The organism is Merdibacter massiliensis (genome assembly GCF_900155395.1).
GTDB lineage: Bacteria > Bacillota_I > Bacilli_A > Erysipelotrichales > Erysipelotrichaceae > Merdibacter > Merdibacter massiliensis.
Window position 1 is genome coordinate 45,438 of record NZ_LT699707.1, and the last position, 16,967, is coordinate 62,404.

Below are 16,967 nucleotides of genomic sequence, written 5' to 3' on the forward strand. Positions count from 1 at the left end.
CCTCCTTTAACTTACCAGCTTGCCTTTTTTACTCCAGGGATCTGACCTTTGTAAGCCAGTTCTCTAAAGCAAATACGGCACAGTTTGTATTTACGCAATACTGAGTGAGGACGACCACAACGCTCGCAGCGTGTGTACTCACGCACTTTGAACTTTTGAGGACGCTGTTGTTTGTTGATCATTGCTTTTTTTGCCATATCTTATTGTCCTCCTTATTTCTTGAAAGGCATGCCCATTTCGCTTAACAATGCCTTTGCTTCTTCATTTGTTTTTGCAGTAGTAACGATTACAACGTCCATACCGCGTACTTTGTTAACTTTATCATAATCAATTTCTGGGAAAATGATCTGTTCTTTGATACCTAATGTATAGTTACCACGACCATCAAATGATGTATCAGACACGCCGCGGAAGTCACGTACACGTGGTAAAGAGATGTTCATCAGTTTATCTAAGAAATCATACATCTTTTCACGACGTAATGTAACTTTACATCCAATAGGCATTCCTTCACGCACTTTGAAGTTTGCAATTGATTTTTTTGCTTTCGTGATTACTGGAGCTTGACCAGTGATCGCAGCTAATTCAGCAACTGCTTCATCCAAAGCTTTTGAGTTGGCAATCGCATCACCAACACCAATGTTGATTACGACTTTGTCAATATATGGAACTTCCATTACTGATTTATAGTTAAACTGTTTCATCAGTGCAGGAACTACTGTTTCTTTATACTTCTGATTGAGACGGTTCATCACTTAAACCCTCCTATTTCTTTCCCTTGATGACAGCGTCGGTTTTCTTATTGACGCGCACCTTCTCTGTGTTGCCTTTTTTGTCAGTTTCAAATTTATAACCAACACGTCCAGCTTTCTTTGCTTTTTCATCATAAATCATGACGTTAGAAACGTGGATCTTCGCTTCTTTTTCAACAATGCCGCCATCTGGATTTTCCTGTGTTGGTTTCATATGTTTTTTAACAACATTTACGCCTTCCACAATGATGCGGTCTTCTTTTGGGAAGCATGCTAATACTTCACCTACAGTATCTTTATAAGTACCTGTAATGACCTGTACTTTATCACCTTTTTTGATTTTCACGTGCGACACCTCCTTACAGTACTTCCGGTGCCAAAGACACGATCTTCATGAAGTCTTTGTCACGCAGTTCACGAGCTACCGGGCCGAAAATACGAGTTCCGCGCGGTGTTTTATCATCTTTGATCAATACGACTGCATTGTCATCGAAACGGATGTATGTACCATTTTCGCGACGAATACCACGTTTTGTACGAACGATGACACCTTTTACAACATCACCTTTTTTTACAGTTCCACCTGGTGTTGCCTGCTTAACTGTACATACGACGATGTCGCCAATGTTTGAAAATTTACGAACGCTTCCGCCTAAACAACGAATTACTAGAACTTCTTTTGCTCCAGTGTTGTCAGCGACGCGTAATCTACTTTCGTTTTGAATCATGAGTTAACCTCCCAGCGTCTTACTTAACAGCTTTTTCAGCAATTTCAACCAGACGGAAACGCTTAGTAGCAGACAGTGGACGAGTTTCCATGATCACTACCTTATCTCCAATTCTAGCCTCATTGTTTTCATCATGTGCTTTGAATTTCTTCGAATATTTTACACGCTTACCATATAATGGGTGCGTTTTCTTTGTATCGATTCTAACAGTGATCGTCTTATCCATCTTATCGGATACTACGACACCGCGATATACTTTACGATTCGATCTTTCCATCGCTTATTTGACCTCCTTATTCCTGAGCACCAAGCTCGCGCTCACGCATTACTGTTTTAATGCGGGCAATCGTCTTTTTCACAGTCTTCATGCGAGCGGTGTTCTCCAACTGCCCGGTAGCCTGCTGGAAACGAAGATTAAAAAGTTCATCTTTAAGCGTTTCGATCTCTTGCAGTAATTCAGTGTTGCTTTTTTCTCTGATCTCTTTCGCTGTCATCTTACTTCACTTCTCCTTTTCTAACAAATTTACATTTTACCGGCAGTTTATGGCTGGCCAAACGGAATGCTTCACGAGCGATTTCTTCACTGACACCACCGATTTCAAACATAACTCGTCCTGGTTTTACAACTGCAACCCATCCTTCTGGAGCACCTTTACCAGAACCCATACGTACTTCCAACGGCTTCTTTGTACGAGCCAAATGAGGGAAGATACGGATCCAAACCTGACCACCACGTTTCATATAACGAGTCATGGCGATACGGGCTGCTTCGATCTGACGGTTAGAAACATAATTTCCGCTTTCTGCTACCAGACCAAACTCACCGAAGTTTACTTCACGTCCTGCTTTTGAACGTCCTTCATAACTCAGACGATGTGGACGTCTGTATTTAGTTCTCTTAGGCATTAACATGGTTCATTACCTCCTTAAGCATTTTCAGCTGGAGCTTTTGTCTGCTCTTCAGCTTTTACTTCTGCTTTTTGGTTTACGCCGCCTTTGTTGTTTGGACGAGAGCGACGGTTATTGCGGCGACGGCGATCCGGTGCATTCTTAGGAGCTTCCGGTTCTTTTACCATTTCACCAGGCAATACTTCACCACGGCAAATCCATACTTTTACACCCAGACGTCCATATGTTGTAGACGCTTCTTCCCAAGCATAATCGATGTCTGCACGCAGTGTATGCAGAGGAACAACACCTTCGCTGTATCCTTCTGTACGCGCCATATCAGCACCGCCCAAACGACCGCTGACTGCAGTTTTGATTCCTTTTGCACCAGCACGCATCGTTCTTTGGATTGCTTTCTTTTGAGCAGTACGGAAAGATGCACGTTGTTCCAATTGATCAGCGATGCTTCTTGCTACCAAACGAGCATCTAGATCTGGATTAGCAATCTCAACAACATTGAGGTATACATGCTTTCCAGTCATTTTTTCTAATTTCTTTTTCAAGTTTTCGATGTTCTCACCGTTTGTACCGATCACAACACCTGGACGAGCAGTGCGAATCATGATTGTTACACGGTTCTTGGAACGCTCGATTTCCACTCTTGATACAGAAGCATGTTTGCATTCTTTCATCAAGAATTCACGAATCTTAACATCTTCTAACAGCAGATCTGCATAATCTTTATCTGCATACCATCTTGATTCCCAGTCGCGGATGACTCCGACGCGGAATCCGATCGGGCTAACTTTCTGTCCCATGAGCTACCTCCTTAATCACGCTCGTCAACCACTACAGTAATGTGGCTGGTACGTTTGTGGATCGCACTAGCAGATCCTTTTGCACGTGGCATGAAACGTTTTAATGTAACGCCTTCATTTGCATAGCAAGCTTTTACATACAATTTTGTTTCATCCATATCATTATTGTTTACGGCATTTGCTACCGCAGACTTCAATACTTTTCCAACTGCTTCAGCTGCAACGTTTGGTGTAAATTTGCAGATGGCAGTTGCTTCCTCTACATCTTTCCCACGGATCAAGTCCAATACAAGGCGCGCTTTTCTAGGCGGGATGCGCAGAGTTTTTGCTGTTGCTTTTACTTCCATGATGTACCCTCCTATCGTTTCGCTTTCTTATCATCGGCACCATGTCCCGCATATTTACGAGTTGGTACGAACTCACCCAGTTTATGTCCAACCATATCTTCCGTAACATATACTGGAATGTGTTCTTTTCCGTTGTAAACGGCAAATGTATGCTCGACAAACTGTGGGAAAATAGTTGAACGACGTGACCAAGTCTTGATTACTTCTTTTTTATTTGCTGCATTCAATGCTTCCACCTTTTTCATTAGATGGTCATCACAGAACGGGCCTTTTTTCAAACTACGACTCATTTTCTCATATCCTCCTTTGCCTACTTGCCATTACGACGGCGAACGATCAGCTTATCGCTAGCTTTCTTTGTTTTACGAGTTTTCACACCCATAGCTTTCTTGCCCCAAGGCGTCATTGGTGATTTACGTCCGATAGGTGTACGTCCTTCACCACCACCATGAGGGTGATCGTTAGGGTTCATAACAGAACCACGAACTGTTGGGCGAATACCTTTCCAACGATTACGACCAGCTTTACCAATGTTAACCAAGCTGTGGTCTTCGTTGCCGACTTCACCAACAGTTGCACGGCAATTAGACAAGATCTTACGAACTTCGCCTGATGACAAACGAACAGTTACATATTTGTCTTCAATACCAAGGATCTGAGCAGAACATCCGGCAGAACGTGCTAGCTGGCCGCCTTTGCCCGGCTGCAATTCTACGTTATGAATAAATGTACCTTCTGGCATGTCTTTCATTTCCAAGCAGTTACCAACTTTGATATCTGCATCCTTGCCAGATACAACGCTCATTCCTACTGTCAATCCTTTAGGAGCTAAGATATAGCGTTTTTCACCATCTACATAGTGCAGCAATGCAATGTTTGCAGAACGGTTTGGATCGTATTCGATTGTCGCAACTTTTGCTGGAATTCCATCTTTGTTACGTTTGAAATCGATTAAACGATAGCTTCTCTTATGACCTCCGCCTTGATGACGAGTAGTGATACGACCATTGTTGTTTCGTCCACCTTTGCTCTTCAAAGGAACGATCAATGATTTTTCCGGTTTATTTGTTGTGATCTCTTCAAATGTAAGAGATGACATCCCACGACGTCCAGGCGTCGTCGGCTTATACTTCTTAATAGGCATGAACCTTTTCCTCCTTACGCATGTTTATTCAGGAAATAGCGCGGTCTTCCTGATGTTTAGTTTTCGCTTCCTTCACCAAACAAATCAATTTGTTGTCCGGCTTTGATCTTTACGATCGCTTTGCGAACAGCTTTTGTTTTACCAACATAACGTCCAACGCGTTTTGTTTTTGGTTTCACATTGATGATGTTTACTTTTTCAACATCTACACCGAAGATTGCTTTAACAGCCTGTGCAATCTGTACTTTATTGGTACCTTTTGCAACTTCGAATGTCACTTTGTTATCTGCATCCATGTAACGCATCGTCTTTTCAGTGATGATCGGACGGATGATAATATCTCTATAGTTATTCATTATCCTAATGCCTCCTCAACATCTCTTACAGCAGCTTCTGTGAATACGACCTGATTTGCATTCATGATATCGAAGACATTGATACGCTCAGCTGTCAGCATCATCATTGTTGGGATGTTGCGCATAGAAAGCAATGCGTTATTGTAATCTTCATTTTCAGAAACGACAAACAGCGTTTTCTTTGGTGCGTTGATTGCTGCAAGAATCTGATTGAATGTCTTTGTTTTTGGAGCTTCGATCGTAAACTTATCTAAAACGCTCATTGCATTTTCATTTACTTTTTCGCTCAATACGCTCTTCAGAGCTAAACGGCGAACCTTGCGATTCAAACGGTAGCCATAATTGCGTGGTTTTGGACCAAATACTGTTCCTCCACCTCTCCACTGAGCAGCACGAATGCTACCTTGACGAGCGCGGCCAGTTCCTTTCTGACGGTATGGTTTGCGTCCTCCGCCGCTTACCTCGCTGCGTCCTTTTGTGCAGTGAGTACCCTGACGACGGCTAGCTAACTGCATAACAACTGCGTCGTACATACACTGCTGATTTGGCTCGATACCAAAAATTTCATCTTTCAGCTCAATTGAGCTTACTACTTTACCTTCCTGGTTGATTACGTCCATCTTAGGCATCTGTTATTCCTCCTCTGCTTTTGTGTAGTCTACTAAAGTTACAGGGGCTTTGTTTCCTTTTGAACATTTAGCAGTACGTACCATCACCATTCCACGTTTTGGCCCAGGCACGTTTCCTTTGATCAGTAAGTAGTTGTTCTCAGCATCTACTTTTACAACGGTCAAGTTTTGATTTGTTGTATGGTAACCACCTTCTTGACCAGCCATGATCGTACCTTTCAAGATACGTCCCTGACGAGATGTGATACCATTTGTAGCTAAGGAACCGATGTGACGGATGTTCTTAGAACCACCATGGCTCTTTGGACCTTGATGTGCATTGTTGCGCACGATCGTACCGTTGTATCCTTTTCCTTTGCTTGTACCGATGACATCTACTGTTTCACCAGCAGCGAAGATATCCACTTTCACTTCATCACCGACGTTTACATCCAATTCGCAATCGCGAATTTCACGAACGAAACGTTTAGGTGCCGTGTTCGCCTTCTTTGCATGTCCAACGTTTGCTTTTGTTGCACGTCTTTCTTTTACATCTTCAAAGCCTAACTGAACTGCTTCATATCCATCGTTTTCTACTGTTTTCTTCTGCAGCACGATGTTTGGCACTGCCTCTACTACTGTAACAGGAATCATCACGCCATCTTCAGTGAAGACTTGCGTCATTCCTAACTTGCGTCCTAAAATACCTTTCATGCTGTGCACCTCCATTAAAGCTTAATTTCGATGTCTACACCGCTAGGCAGTTCCAAACGACTCAATGAATCAATTGTTTCTGCACTTGGTCCGACGATCTCAATCAAACGCTTGTGAGTTCTGATCTCGAATTGTTCACGAGAATCTTTGTCTTTGTGTACCGCACGCAGGATCGTTACGACCTGCTTTTCAGTTGGAAGTGGTACTGGTCCAACAATTTTCTTAGCACCGTGAGCCTGTGCTGCCTGCACGATCTTTTCTGCAGATGCATCTAAGATTCTGTGCTCGTAAGCTTTTAAACGAATTCTTACGCTGTTTTTTGCCATGAATAAATCTCCTTTCGCCTATATCCAGATAGACTCGCTCGATGCGAATTCCCCGTCCCACTCGTTCATGACAACGCTTTTCGGTGGGTCGGCAACCTCGCACGTCCTCGCGGTCGCTGTATTATTGTAGCAGATGAAAAGCATGTTTGCAAGGTTTATTTTGCTTTATTTATCAACTTTTTTCATATTTTCCATTTTTTTCTAATTTCACAAAAAGAGAGAACATTCTAACTTTTTTCGTAAGCGTTTTCAATAAATGATGCAAAAATTTTCTGTATTTTTTTATATTTTTGCTTTACCTCTATCAAATAAAAAACCGATCATTGATTTCAAATGACCGGCCTTTTCTATACCTATTTCTTCATGTCTTTACGATAACGCTGCTTGCTTACAAAGTAAGAAATAACCAACAATAAGTAAGAAACATCAAAGTTTCCTTGTGCGAACACCTTCACAACCACGCAAAGAGCCAGTGTAATGATGTCCATGCCTAAATAGAAGCTTTTCTTCTCACTCTGCTTGATGATATGCCAGCGAACTTGATAATTCCGCACAGCCAGTACAGCTGCTACCGCAGCCGCTATCAAATCAATGCTGAAATTGATCAGATAAGTTTCTGTGATCAGGTTTTTAAAAAACAACAAGAGGAGACAAACGCTGAAAACGAGCCATATACCTGAAATTGTCAATTTTTCATAATCTTGCTGTTTCAGCTTTTCCTTCATCTGCTGAAACATCGCTCCCCTGCTCATTTTTGCAATGTATGTCTGATAATGTTTTTCTTTATTTATGATCAAGGATGGTTTCTTCTTTTTTGCCATTCCCTCTTGTAATTGCTCAATGGCCAGATTGGCAATAACATTGATTTTTGCTTCATCCATTGCCTCTTTTACCAGCACTTCTTCGAAATCAAAGAATGCCTGCATATATTCAGGTTCTAATCTTTTTACTAAATGCAGATTATCGATATGTACTTTTTTTGTACGCTTCTTTCTCTTGGATCCTGTCATCGTTATTCTTGAACCTCGACCACATCACTGTCGGTGATATGAAGATTCATATTATAGAACGTCGTCAGTGCTTGTACCATATATGCTGTATCTTTGATACCGGCAGTCTCATAAGCTGAGTGCATTGCTAACTGCGGCAACCCAATATCGACAGTATGCAAGGAAACATGTTGATTTGACAAATTTCCTAAAGTGCTTCCGCCAACCATATCCGAACGGTTAGCAAAGAACTGAACAGGCACATTCGCCTTTTTACACAATTCTGTAAATACTGCCGAACTGATTCCATCTGTCGTATACTTTTGATTTGCACTGTATTTTACAACAATACCTTTGTTCATGTATGTACAGTTATTAGCATCTGTTTTCTCTGGATGATTTGGATGAACGGCATGTGCATTATCGCAAGATACCATAAAACTTTTGGCGATCGCACGACGCAATTCCTCATTGCCATAACCCAAATTATCATTAATTCTGCTTAGAACATCTGCAAGGAAAGTGGAAAGAGCTCCTTGTTTTGTTCCAGAACCAACTTCTTCATTATCAAAGCAGGCATAGACGTTGACTGCATGTGGATTCTCTGACTGAAGCATTGCTTTCAATGATGTAAAAGCACATTGCAAGTCATCTAATTTGGCACTTGAGATAAACTCTTCTTTTGCGCCCCAAATGCTTGGTTCAACACGGTTTACCAAAAATAAATCAGTTCCACAGATATCCTCTACGTCACAATGCAATTCATCAGCAAGCAACTGATAAAAATCGCCTTCTTCACATTCTCCTGCAGAGAATAACGGCAGCATATCCACCTGTTTATTAAATGCCATTCCATCGTTGACATCTCTTTGCATATGAATAGCAACATTAGGAATCAACAGCAGATCTTTATCAAAAGAAATCAGCTTAGACACCAAGGCATTTCCTTCACGTACCAAAACACGGCCGGCAATGGATAATGGACGATCCATCCATGTAGAACAAATCATGCCTCCGTATCCTTCTGTATTTAATTGAATATAACCGCCTTTGCCTTTTAATTCAGCTTTTTCTTTGATCTTGAATGTTGGCGAATCGCTATGAGATGCCGTGATCTGGAAATGATAATCATCCAGCTCTTTTCCGATGGTAAATGCAATTACACTTGAATTGTTTCGTGTCGTAAAATATTTGCCGCCTTGCTGCAAGCTCCAAGCTTCACATTCTTTTAGTTCTTGAAAACCTGCTTCTTTCAACATTCCTGCAATTGTATGTACAGCATGAAAACAGCTAGGACTATGTTTAATAAATGTTAATAATTCTTCAGACATTTGTTTATACATAACTTCTTCCTCCATCTATCTGACAGCTAACAGTATAGCATATTTCTATAAAAAAGTTTTCCTAAAACACTTCTACCTAGACACTTTATAAAAAGAGCCTTGAATACAAGGCTCACATGTTATGCATTTTCTTTTGCATCTTGATTCTTTTTGATGATTGGAAGAATCAGACCAAGCAATGTCAACACAATAGGCGTAATCATATTCAATGCTAAAGATAATGTATTATCTGCATTAAATATCTTTAACAGACAGCAGATTGCAGTGACGAAGAAGCACCAGCTTCCCGCAACTAGAGCAAACGTCTGGTTTTTTGTGAAGCGATATTCTGCCGCAAACTTTTCACCTGCTTTACGCAATGCGATATAAGCTGCAAATACCCACAAATAACGAAGCGGCATACAAATAGCATTCAAATCTGTCAACTGTTTAATGACGCCTTGTGCACTTCCGCCAAATGATTGAACGACGATGATTGCGCCAGAAAGAATAACGACCATCCAGATACCATTAATATAAGCATCATATTTGTTCTTCTTCAACAATCCCTTAGGAATGAACTCACGTGCTTGTTCGTTATCCAATAACATACGCAATGGGGCATCAATGCTCAATACCAAAGTAGAAAGCTGTCCAATTGCATTGCAGATCGAGTAAACGATCTTTAAAGAATTACCGATTCCATAATATGCACCTAAATCTTCAAATGCCCAATAAGCACCATTTGAAATAAATGCCGCCTGATCTTCGGCAACCTTTGCAGGATCAAACATCATACCCATGGCAATTGTACCCAAAATTGCACATACCATGACCATGATAGCCAATGCGATCATACCTTTTGGGAATCCTTTTGCAGGATCTTTTACTTTATTAACGTAAGGTGAAATTTTCTCACAGCCACCTACAGCAAATACGAAGATGGAGAGTGAAGTGAAATAATTCACATTAAATTGCGGTATAATGCTGTCCCAGCTAAAATCAATTGAAGCAAATCCAGCATTTGGATTGATTGCCGGTGCTGCCAACATCATTATGATATATAAGATGGACATTACAAACATACTTGTTCCTGCAAGAGTTGTTAATTTTTTCAACGGATTTAAACCGCGGCTGGCAATCCAGCAGAACAATAAGAAGATTACCATTGTAGCACCCTGTACGACCAATGTATTCAAACTATCATACCAGTCTGTACCTTGCGGCATGAATGCCCAGCTTGTTGCTTGTGACAATGCCTTTAATCCACCACTTGCTTTACTTGCAATATAGGTAATGTGACATGCCCAATAAGTCCATCCAGCATAGTAGGCAATTTTAGGCCCCATTGTTTCATATACCCAAGAACTGACGCCTCCGCCTGAATCTTTAAATGCAGAACCTAATTCACCAACCATGAGTGCATAGGGAACAAAGTATAATGCAAACATTAAGATCCATGTAAAAATAGCTTGTCCGGCAACCCCGCCTGAATAACCAAAACCATTTACGACGTTTCCAAATCCCCATACAGTAGAAAACGCCATGAAGGCCAGGTTATACCAAAGAATTTTCTTTGTTTCCATATTTTCCTCCTTTTAAGCGAAATGCAGCAAAATTATACCATAATTTGCGATTTTTGTATTGTAATTCTAGACGAAATGTCGGAAAATCGTGGAATTTTAAACTACTTTGGATAAAATCATGTAAACAGTTACACAATAAAATTGAAAGGAGATTACCCATGAGCAAAAAAATGAGATTAACCCCAAAAGATGTCCTTTACATTAGTGATGTATTAAATCAATTAGAAAGTTACCATGCAGAGGTCAGTGAAGATCTCACTGATGTAAAAGACAAAGAACTGAAAAAAGCGATGAATGACATCACTACAAATTTCAAAGAACAATTTGATTCTTTTAAAGAGGTTTTAAAGGAGGCCAGCAAATAGATGAAAGAAAAAGATATTGCGATGAACGCATTATTAGCTTGCCGGCATATGGCAGATTTGTTACATACATTTGGCTGTGAAGCTAGCAGTGATATCTGTCCGAGCGTGAAAACAGCATATGATGCTATTACACAGTTGCAACATGATACCTACGATATGATGGTAAAAAATGATTGGATGCAAGTGGAATACGAAACAAAAAGCAAACTGGAAAAAGCTTATCAAAAATACAAAAACGAAACATGTTAACATAGCACATAGGATATAAGAAATGAATATAGAAAGATAGGAGAAATTTAGATCCTCTCCTGTCTTTTTTATACTCGAATGGCAATACCTCACAGCATGATCTCACTCATACATCATGTTTCTTTTTACAGTTTTCTATCTCTTTCCATCTGAAAAATTAAATTCCAGATTCGTATAATATACGCATTAAATATAAAAAAATAAAGAGGTGAAGCAGCAAAGTGAAAATTGGAGATCACTTAACTGTTTCAACCTCTTTTTAATAATCATAAGTATATGGATTATAGCTCATATCTTTATATTGATCCAATTTATCTATCTTATGCATATCTTCCTCTTCAATGACGAAAGAGCCAACATTAAAATTCTCCTGAATTCTTTCCAAATGTGAAGATTTTGGAATTACGCTGATTTCTTTTTGTGTATTCCATGTCAATAGTAATTGCGCCGGTGTGCAATTATATTTATTTGATAAGGTTTGGATCAACGGATTATCAAACTGTCCGCGGGCTAATGGCGACCAAGCCTGTACAGCAATACCATGCTTTTTACAAAAAGCACAGACTGTCTTCTGCTGATTTTTGATATTCACTTCGATCTGATCAATCATTGGTGCAATCTCACACTCTTCCAGCCATTCTAAGTGTTGTACCATCGCATTGCTTACACCGATTGCTTTTGCTTTTCCTTCTTTATACAACTGGATCAATTCGTTCCAACAAGACAACAGACGTTCTTTATCTTGTCCAGGCCAATGAATCAACAATATATCGACATAGTCCGTCTTTAACTTACGCAAACTTTCCAGAAAAGAGCTGCGTACATTTTTTTCCGACATATTTTGAGGTGCAATCTTTGTTGTTAAAATGATCTGATTTCGATCTATATTTAATTTATCAATTGCCTGCCCGAGCAATTCTTCATTCTTATACATCTGCGCTGTATCAAACATGCGGTATCCAGTTTGATAGGCAGCAGCAATCGCTTGTTCCATCGATGCTGCATCGCTCAGGCGATACACACCAAATCCAACTAAAGGGATATGCTTACCATTTGATAATTTTTTTTCCATATCTCCACTCCTGTTCTTATTCAAATAAAAAAGCAGATATGAACCCATACCTGCTTTCAATCACATCAATTACTCGATGATTTCAGTTACGTGACCAGCACCTACTGTACGTCCACCCTCACGGATAGAGAATTTAGTACCATTTTCGATAGCGATAGGAGCGATCAACTCAACTGTCATTTCTACGTTATCGCCAGGCATAACCATGTCTGTTCCTTCTGGCAATGTAATAACACCAGTTACGTCAGTTGTACGGAAGTAGAACTGAGGACGATAGTTAGAAACGAATGGAGTATGACGTCCACCTTCTTCTTTGCTCAATACATAAACCTGAGCTTTGAATTTTGTATGTGGATGTACTGAACCAACTTTAGCCAATACCTGTCCACGTTGAATTTCGTCACGGTTTACACCACGTAACAATGCACCGATGTTGTCACCTGCTTCTGCGAAGTCCAACTGTTTACGGAACATTTCAAGACCTGTGATAACTGTTTTACGAGTTTCACGGATACCAACGATTTCAACTTCTTCACCCATGTTAACGATACCACGTTCAACACGTCCTGTAGCAACTGTACCACGACCAGTGATTGTCATAACATCTTCTACAGACATCAAGAATGGTTTATCAGTTTCACGAACTGGATCAGGGATGTATTCATCAACAGCAGCCATCAATTCATCGATAGCACCAACCCATTTTGGATCGCCTTCCAATGCTTTTAATGCTGAACCGCGGATAACTGGAGTATTGTCTCCATCGAATCCATATTCAGTTAACAATTCACGAACTTCCATTTCAACCAAGTCGATTAACTCTTCGTCATCAACCATGTCGCATTTGTTCAAGAATACTACGATGTAAGGAACACCTACCTGACGAGCAAGCAAGATGTGCTCACGAGTCTGAGGCATAGGTCCGTCAGATGCAGCTACTACCAAGATAGCACCATCCATCTGAGCAGCACCAGTGATCATGTTCTTAACGTAGTCAGCATGACCTGGGCAGTCAACGTGTGCATAGTGACGTTTGTCAGTTTCGTACTCAACGTGTGCAGTATTGATTGTAATACCACGTTCTTTTTCTTCTGGAGCACCATCAATCTGATCGTAATCCATAGCTTTTGCTTCACCACGTTCAGCTAAAACGTGAGTGATTGCAGCTGTTAAAGTTGTTTTACCATGGTCAACGTGACCGATTGTACCAATATTAACATGTGTTTTCGATCTGTCAAATTTTTCTTTTGCCATTTTAGTTTTTCCTCCTAAATAATCGTCAAATATATTCTAATTCAAACAACCTATAAAAGCAACATCAAACGCCAAAATTTTAGGCTTCAGAGCTGTTGTTTTTAATGATTTTTTCAGCGATTGACTTCGGTACTTCGCTGTAATGGTCGAATTTCATAGAGTAGTTTCCACGACCCTGTGTAAAGGAACGCAGATCAGTTACATAACCAAACATTTCAGACAGTGGAACCATAGCACGAACAATGATTGCATTGCCTCGTTCTTCCTGATCTGTGATCTGACCACGACGTGAGCTAACGTCACCCATGACGGAACCAAGATATTCATTTGGTGCAGTGATTTCAACATTCATGATAGGCTCCAAGATAACTGGTTTACACTTCTTGCCAGCTTCTTTTAATGCCATGGAAGCAGCAATCTTATATGCCATTTCACTAGAGTCGACATCATGGTAAGAACCATCAAACAATGTTGCTTTGACATCAATTACTGGATAACCAGCAATCATACCTTTTTCCATTGCATCAACCAAACCTTCTTCTGTTGGTTTGATGTATTCACGTGGAACGCTTCCACCTACTGTAGCATCCACAAATTCAAAGCCTTTGCCTTCTTCATTTGGTTCGAAGCGGATCCAAACATGACCATATTGACCACGTCCACCAGACTGACGGATGTACTTACCTTCGCACTCTGCAGCTTGGCGAATCGTTTCACGATAAGCAACCTGAGGTGCACCAACCTGTGCTTCTACTTTGAATTCACGGCGTAAACGGTCAACGATGATATCCAAATGCAGCTCACCTACACCGGCGATGATCGTCTGTCCAGTTTCAGCATTCGTATATGTCTTAAATGTAGGGTCTTCTTCAGCAAGTTTTGCTAAAGCCAAGCCCATCTTATCCTGGTCTGCTTTTGTCTTAGGTTCCAAAGACAATTCGATAACTGGCTCTGGGAATTCCATAGATTCCAGAATGATATGATGATCTTCATCACACAAAGTATCACCTGTTGTCGTTGCTTTCAAACCAACAGCAGCAGCGATATCTCCTGCATATACTTGTTCGATTTCTTTACGCGCATTGGAATGCATCTGAACCAGACGTCCAAAACGCTCTTTTTTACCTTTTGTTGAGTTCAATACATAACTTCCTGCTTTTGCAGTACCTGAGTATACACGGAAGTATGTCAATTTACCAACAAATGGATCTGCAGTGATCTTGAATGCCAATGCAGAGAATGGTTCATCATCAGATGCGTGACGCTCTGCTTCTGTACCATCTTCCAAAGTACCTTTGATACTTGGGATATCTAATGGTGAAGGCAAGTAATCAACAACTGCATCCAATACCATCTGCACACCTTTATTCTTATATGCAGAACCACACAATACTGGGAAGAAATCACCTTTACATACAGCTATACGCAATACACGTTTGATTTCTTCTACGGAAGGTTCTTCCCCTTCCAATACCTGCATCATGAAATCTTCATCATAGTCTGCCAGGTATTCCAGCAATTTTGCACGATATTCTTCGCACAGATCTTTCAAATCTTCTGGTACATCTTCGATCTTGATATCTGTACCTAAGTCATTCGTATAAATTTCTGCTTTACGTTCAATGATATCTACGATACCAGAGAATGTAGATTCAGCACCGATCGGTAATTGAATAGGGCAAGATTTTGCTCCCAAACGATCGATGATCGTACGGCATGACATCAAGAAATCAGCACCAGTTGCATCCATCTTATTACAGAATACGATACGTGGTACTCCATAGTTTGTTGCCTGACGCCATACAGTTTCTGTCTGTGGCTCAACACCAGCTTTTGCATCCAAAACGGTAACGGCACCATCCAGTACACGCAATGAACGCTCTACCTCAACAGTAAAGTCTACGTGACCTGGTGTATCGATGATGTTGATACGGTTTCCCTTCCAATGGCAAGTTGTTGCAGCAGATGTGATCGTAATACCACGTTCCTGTTCCTGCTCCATCCAGTCCATCGTAGATGCACCATCATGCGTTTCACCCATTTTGTGATTGACACCAGTATAGTACAAGATACGTTCTGTCGTAGTTGTCTTACCAGCATCGATGTGAGCCATGATACCAATATTACGAGTATTTTCAAGTGAATATTCTCTTGGCATAATGAACTCCTTTCTTACCAGCGGTAATGTGCAAATGCTTTATTAGCTTCTGCCATTTTATGCGTATCTTCACGCTTTTTAACAGACTGTCCGCTTCCGTTAGCGGCATCAATGATTTCAGCGGCTAAACGCTGTTCCATTGTTTTTTCGCCTCTTAAACGAGCATAGTTCACGATCCATCTCAGACCTAATGTCAAGCGGCGTTCAGCAGATACTTCAACTGGTACCTGATAGTTCGCACCACCAACACGACGAACTTTCAGCTCCAACAAAGGCATTACGTTTTCTAACGCCTTTTCAAATACTTCCATCGGTTTTTCACCGGTTTTTACTTCAACGATATCGAATGCATCGTATAGGATCTTTTGAGCAACCCCTTTTTTACCATCAATCATGATTTTGTTAATTAAACGAGTAACTAACTTGGAGTTGTAGATCGGATCGACCAATACGTCACGTTTTGCTATATGTCCTTTTCTAGGCATAATTCTATTCTCCTTTCACAATTGATTTATTTTTTAGCTGCTTTTGGTTTTTTCGCACCATACAATGAACGGCTCTGGTTACGGTTCGCAACACCAGCGCAATCCAATGTACCACGGATGATATGGTAACGAACACCTGGCAAGTCCTTAACACGACCACCACGGATCATTACGACACTGTGCTCCTGAAGGTTGTGTCCAATTCCTGGAATGTAAGCTGTAACTTCCATACCGTTGCTTAAGCGTACACGGGCATACTTACGAAGAGCTGAGTTTGGTTTCTTCGGTGTCATCGTACCAACACGTGTACAAACACCACGCTTCTGCGGTGAACTCAAGTTCGTTGGACGGCTTTTCAGAGAGTTATATCCTCTATTCAAAGCAGGTGATTTTGAAAGTTTCACACTGTCCTGACGACCTTTACGAATTAACTGGTTAATTGTTGGCATAATATCCTCCTTTCAAATTTTATAACACACATTTCCGGGCGTATCATTTTACAAGCATAATATAGGTTCCCAATACGGGAACTCATTCAATCACACTTGCTCAACTATAATATAGTAATTCTATCAATTTGTCAATCAAATTTTAAAAAAAAGCGACCATAAAGTGATCGCAAAGGAAGAGACCGGCAACGTGCTATCTTCGCAGGGGCAGGCCCAACTATTGTCGCCGTTGGAGTGCTTAACTTCTGTGTTCGGTATGAGGACAGGTGTGTCCACTCCGCCTTCATCACCGGATCTCTTTCCTTGAGAGTCAGCCTCTCAAAACCGAATAACAGCTCGACTTCAGATCAAGTCCTC

Annotated in this window: 25 protein-coding genes and 1 rRNA gene; 2 read left to right on the plus strand and 24 right to left on the minus strand. The window is 40.8% G+C overall.

Annotated elements, in window-relative coordinates:
* Positions 1-11 precede the first annotated feature (11 nt).
* The 18 genes from BQ9859_RS00720 to BQ9859_RS00805 all read right to left on the minus strand — a co-directional run bounded on the left by BQ9859_RS00720 (position 12) and on the right by BQ9859_RS00805 (position 10,578).
* Entirely contained in the window at positions 12-197 is a 186-nt protein-coding gene (locus tag BQ9859_RS00720; RefSeq protein WP_015535556.1) for a type Z 30S ribosomal protein S14, read from the minus strand.
* A 15-nt stretch (positions 198-212) separates the two neighbouring features.
* On the minus strand, positions 213-752 hold the full coding sequence (gene rplE, locus BQ9859_RS00725; RefSeq protein WP_075876278.1) for a 50S ribosomal protein L5: 540 nt from the start codon (positions 750-752) through the stop codon (positions 213-215).
* A 13-nt stretch (positions 753-765) separates the two neighbouring features.
* Positions 766-1,098, minus strand: coding sequence for a 50S ribosomal protein L24 (gene rplX, locus BQ9859_RS00730; RefSeq protein WP_075876279.1), 333 nt, complete (start codon positions 1,096-1,098; stop codon positions 766-768).
* Between the two features lie 13 nt (positions 1,099-1,111).
* Positions 1,112-1,480, minus strand: coding sequence for a 50S ribosomal protein L14 (gene rplN, locus BQ9859_RS00735; RefSeq protein ID WP_075876280.1), 369 nt, complete (start codon positions 1,478-1,480; stop codon positions 1,112-1,114).
* Between the two features lie 19 nt (positions 1,481-1,499).
* Positions 1,500-1,757 (minus strand): 30S ribosomal protein S17, encoded by a 258-nt coding sequence (gene rpsQ / locus BQ9859_RS00740; protein ID WP_075876281.1) that lies wholly within the window; start codon positions 1,755-1,757, stop codon positions 1,500-1,502.
* Between the two features lie 16 nt (positions 1,758-1,773).
* The gene (gene rpmC / locus BQ9859_RS00745) at positions 1,774-1,974 is read right to left on the minus strand and encodes a 50S ribosomal protein L29 (RefSeq protein ID WP_075876282.1); all 201 of its coding nucleotides are present in this window, start codon (positions 1,972-1,974) and stop codon (positions 1,774-1,776) included.
* Position 1,975: 1 nt separating this feature from the next.
* The gene (gene rplP, locus BQ9859_RS00750) at positions 1,976-2,392 is read right to left on the minus strand and encodes a 50S ribosomal protein L16 (protein WP_075876283.1); all 417 of its coding nucleotides are present in this window, start codon (positions 2,390-2,392) and stop codon (positions 1,976-1,978) included.
* Between the two features lie 14 nt (positions 2,393-2,406).
* Positions 2,407-3,186: a 30S ribosomal protein S3 gene (gene rpsC, locus BQ9859_RS00755; protein ID WP_075876284.1), complete on the minus strand. Its 780-nt coding sequence runs from the start codon at positions 3,184-3,186 to the stop codon at positions 2,407-2,409.
* A gap of 11 nt (positions 3,187-3,197) precedes the next feature.
* Entirely contained in the window at positions 3,198-3,533 is a 336-nt protein-coding gene (rplV, locus tag BQ9859_RS00760) for a 50S ribosomal protein L22 (RefSeq protein ID WP_075876285.1), read from the minus strand.
* A gap of 11 nt (positions 3,534-3,544) precedes the next feature.
* Entirely contained in the window at positions 3,545-3,823 is a 279-nt protein-coding gene (gene rpsS / locus BQ9859_RS00765; protein ID WP_075876286.1) for a 30S ribosomal protein S19, read from the minus strand.
* A 20-nt stretch (positions 3,824-3,843) separates the two neighbouring features.
* Positions 3,844-4,677: a 50S ribosomal protein L2 gene (gene rplB / locus BQ9859_RS00770; protein WP_075876287.1), complete on the minus strand. Its 834-nt coding sequence runs from the start codon at positions 4,675-4,677 to the stop codon at positions 3,844-3,846.
* Between the two features lie 56 nt (positions 4,678-4,733).
* Entirely contained in the window at positions 4,734-5,033 is a 300-nt protein-coding gene (rplW, locus tag BQ9859_RS00775; protein WP_075876288.1) for a 50S ribosomal protein L23, read from the minus strand.
* Positions 5,033-5,662, minus strand: coding sequence for a 50S ribosomal protein L4 (rplD, locus tag BQ9859_RS00780; protein WP_075876289.1), 630 nt, complete (start codon positions 5,660-5,662; stop codon positions 5,033-5,035). Before rplD ends, rplW begins: the two co-directional genes overlap by 1 nt.
* Positions 5,663-5,665: 3 nt before the next feature.
* Positions 5,666-6,355, minus strand: coding sequence for a 50S ribosomal protein L3 (gene rplC / locus BQ9859_RS00785; protein WP_075876290.1), 690 nt, complete (start codon positions 6,353-6,355; stop codon positions 5,666-5,668).
* A 14-nt stretch (positions 6,356-6,369) separates the two neighbouring features.
* Positions 6,370-6,681, minus strand: coding sequence for a 30S ribosomal protein S10 (gene rpsJ, locus BQ9859_RS00790; protein WP_075876291.1), 312 nt, complete (start codon positions 6,679-6,681; stop codon positions 6,370-6,372).
* Positions 6,682-7,034: 353 nt separating this feature from the next.
* Complete coding sequence (locus tag BQ9859_RS00795; protein ID WP_075876292.1) at positions 7,035-7,691, minus strand: hypothetical protein; 657 nt, start codon at positions 7,689-7,691, stop codon at positions 7,035-7,037.
* A gap of 2 nt (positions 7,692-7,693) precedes the next feature.
* On the minus strand, positions 7,694-9,013 hold the full coding sequence (locus tag BQ9859_RS00800) for a M18 family aminopeptidase (RefSeq protein WP_075876293.1): 1,320 nt from the start codon (positions 9,011-9,013) through the stop codon (positions 7,694-7,696).
* Positions 9,014-9,132: 119 nt separating this feature from the next.
* Entirely contained in the window at positions 9,133-10,578 is a 1,446-nt protein-coding gene (locus BQ9859_RS00805; protein ID WP_075876294.1) for an APC family permease, read from the minus strand.
* Between the two features lie 158 nt (positions 10,579-10,736).
* Between BQ9859_RS00805 and BQ9859_RS00815 the strand changes: the two genes are divergently transcribed.
* Together BQ9859_RS00815 and BQ9859_RS00820 are read left to right on the plus strand one after the other, a co-directional pair.
* Positions 10,737-10,943 (plus strand): hypothetical protein, encoded by a 207-nt coding sequence (locus BQ9859_RS00815; RefSeq protein ID WP_075876296.1) that lies wholly within the window; start codon positions 10,737-10,739, stop codon positions 10,941-10,943.
* On the plus strand, positions 10,944-11,192 hold the full coding sequence (locus BQ9859_RS00820) for a spore coat protein (RefSeq protein ID WP_075876297.1): 249 nt from the start codon (positions 10,944-10,946) through the stop codon (positions 11,190-11,192).
* A gap of 259 nt (positions 11,193-11,451) precedes the next feature.
* Here BQ9859_RS00820 and BQ9859_RS00825 read toward each other — a convergent pair whose 3' ends face one another.
* The 6 genes from BQ9859_RS00825 to rrf form a co-directional block, all read right to left on the minus strand.
* The gene (locus BQ9859_RS00825) at positions 11,452-12,264 is read right to left on the minus strand and encodes an aldo/keto reductase (protein WP_075876298.1); all 813 of its coding nucleotides are present in this window, start codon (positions 12,262-12,264) and stop codon (positions 11,452-11,454) included.
* Positions 12,265-12,333: 69 nt separating this feature from the next.
* Positions 12,334-13,518, minus strand: a complete 1,185-nt coding sequence (tuf, locus tag BQ9859_RS00830; RefSeq protein WP_075876299.1) for an elongation factor Tu — start codon at positions 13,516-13,518, stop codon at positions 12,334-12,336.
* 79 nt (positions 13,519-13,597) lie between these two features.
* Positions 13,598-15,676 carry an elongation factor G gene (gene fusA, locus BQ9859_RS00835; protein WP_075876300.1) on the minus strand — a complete coding sequence of 693 codons (2,079 nt, stop codon included), beginning with the start codon at positions 15,674-15,676 and terminating at the stop codon, positions 13,598-13,600.
* 14 nt (positions 15,677-15,690) lie between these two features.
* A complete protein-coding gene (gene rpsG / locus BQ9859_RS00840; RefSeq protein WP_075876301.1) occupies positions 15,691-16,161 on the minus strand; it encodes a 30S ribosomal protein S7 in 471 nt (156 codons plus the stop codon).
* Positions 16,162-16,187: 26 nt separating this feature from the next.
* On the minus strand, positions 16,188-16,610 hold the full coding sequence (gene rpsL / locus BQ9859_RS00845) for a 30S ribosomal protein S12 (protein WP_075876302.1): 423 nt from the start codon (positions 16,608-16,610) through the stop codon (positions 16,188-16,190).
* Positions 16,611-16,790: 180 nt separating this feature from the next.
* Positions 16,791-16,904: ribosomal RNA gene (rrf, locus tag BQ9859_RS00850) — 5S ribosomal RNA — on the minus strand.
* Between the last annotated feature and the right edge of the window lie 63 nt (positions 16,905-16,967).

What these genes read in the sequence shown, in the direction of transcription:
- rpsG (WP_075876301.1), bottom strand. Translation starts at nt 16,161, where the DNA reads ATGCCTAGAAAAGGACATATAGCAAAACGTGACGTATTGGTCGATCCG.
- rpsL (WP_075876302.1), bottom strand. Translation starts at nt 16,610, where the DNA reads ATGCCAACAATTAACCAGTTAATTCGTAAAGGTCGTCAGGACAGTGTG.
- rplE (WP_075876278.1), bottom strand. Translation starts at nt 752, where the DNA reads ATGAACCGTCTCAATCAGAAGTATAAAGAAACAGTAGTTCCTGCACTG.
- rpsQ (WP_075876281.1), bottom strand. Translation starts at nt 1,757, where the DNA reads ATGGAAAGATCGAATCGTAAAGTATATCGCGGTGTCGTAGTATCCGAT.
- rplC (WP_075876290.1), bottom strand. Translation starts at nt 6,355, where the DNA reads ATGAAAGGTATTTTAGGACGCAAGTTAGGAATGACGCAAGTCTTCACT.
- BQ9859_RS00720 (WP_015535556.1), bottom strand. Translation starts at nt 197, where the DNA reads ATGGCAAAAAAAGCAATGATCAACAAACAACAGCGTCCTCAAAAGTTC.
- rpmC (WP_075876282.1), bottom strand. Translation starts at nt 1,974, where the DNA reads ATGACAGCGAAAGAGATCAGAGAAAAAAGCAACACTGAATTACTGCAA.
- rplP (WP_075876283.1), bottom strand. Translation starts at nt 2,392, where the DNA reads ATGTTAATGCCTAAGAGAACTAAATACAGACGTCCACATCGTCTGAGT.
- rplN (WP_075876280.1), bottom strand. Translation starts at nt 1,480, where the DNA reads ATGATTCAAAACGAAAGTAGATTACGCGTCGCTGACAACACTGGAGCA.
- rplV (WP_075876285.1), bottom strand. Translation starts at nt 3,533, where the DNA reads ATGGAAGTAAAAGCAACAGCAAAAACTCTGCGCATCCCGCCTAGAAAA.
- rplB (WP_075876287.1), bottom strand. Translation starts at nt 4,677, where the DNA reads ATGCCTATTAAGAAGTATAAGCCGACGACGCCTGGACGTCGTGGGATG.
- rpsC (WP_075876284.1), bottom strand. Translation starts at nt 3,186, where the DNA reads ATGGGACAGAAAGTTAGCCCGATCGGATTCCGCGTCGGAGTCATCCGC.
- rpsS (WP_075876286.1), bottom strand. Translation starts at nt 3,823, where the DNA reads ATGAGTCGTAGTTTGAAAAAAGGCCCGTTCTGTGATGACCATCTAATG.
- BQ9859_RS00805 (WP_075876294.1), bottom strand. Translation starts at nt 10,578, where the DNA reads ATGGAAACAAAGAAAATTCTTTGGTATAACCTGGCCTTCATGGCGTTT.
- rplD (WP_075876289.1), bottom strand. Translation starts at nt 5,662, where the DNA reads ATGCCTAAGATGGACGTAATCAACCAGGAAGGTAAAGTAGTAAGCTCA.
- BQ9859_RS00825 (WP_075876298.1), bottom strand. Translation starts at nt 12,264, where the DNA reads ATGGAAAAAAAATTATCAAATGGTAAGCATATCCCTTTAGTTGGATTT.
- rplW (WP_075876288.1), bottom strand. Translation starts at nt 5,033, where the DNA reads ATGAATAACTATAGAGATATTATCATCCGTCCGATCATCACTGAAAAG.
- BQ9859_RS00815 (WP_075876296.1), top strand. Translation starts at nt 10,737, where the DNA reads ATGAGCAAAAAAATGAGATTAACCCCAAAAGATGTCCTTTACATTAGT.
- BQ9859_RS00795 (WP_075876292.1), bottom strand. Translation starts at nt 7,691, where the DNA reads ATGACAGGATCCAAGAGAAAGAAGCGTACAAAAAAAGTACATATCGAT.
- BQ9859_RS00820 (WP_075876297.1), top strand. Translation starts at nt 10,944, where the DNA reads ATGAAAGAAAAAGATATTGCGATGAACGCATTATTAGCTTGCCGGCAT.
- fusA (WP_075876300.1), bottom strand. Translation starts at nt 15,676, where the DNA reads ATGCCAAGAGAATATTCACTTGAAAATACTCGTAATATTGGTATCATG.
- BQ9859_RS00800 (WP_075876293.1), bottom strand. Translation starts at nt 9,013, where the DNA reads ATGTATAAACAAATGTCTGAAGAATTATTAACATTTATTAAACATAGT.
- tuf (WP_075876299.1), bottom strand. Translation starts at nt 13,518, where the DNA reads ATGGCAAAAGAAAAATTTGACAGATCGAAAACACATGTTAATATTGGT.
- rpsJ (WP_075876291.1), bottom strand. Translation starts at nt 6,681, where the DNA reads ATGGCAAAAAACAGCGTAAGAATTCGTTTAAAAGCTTACGAGCACAGA.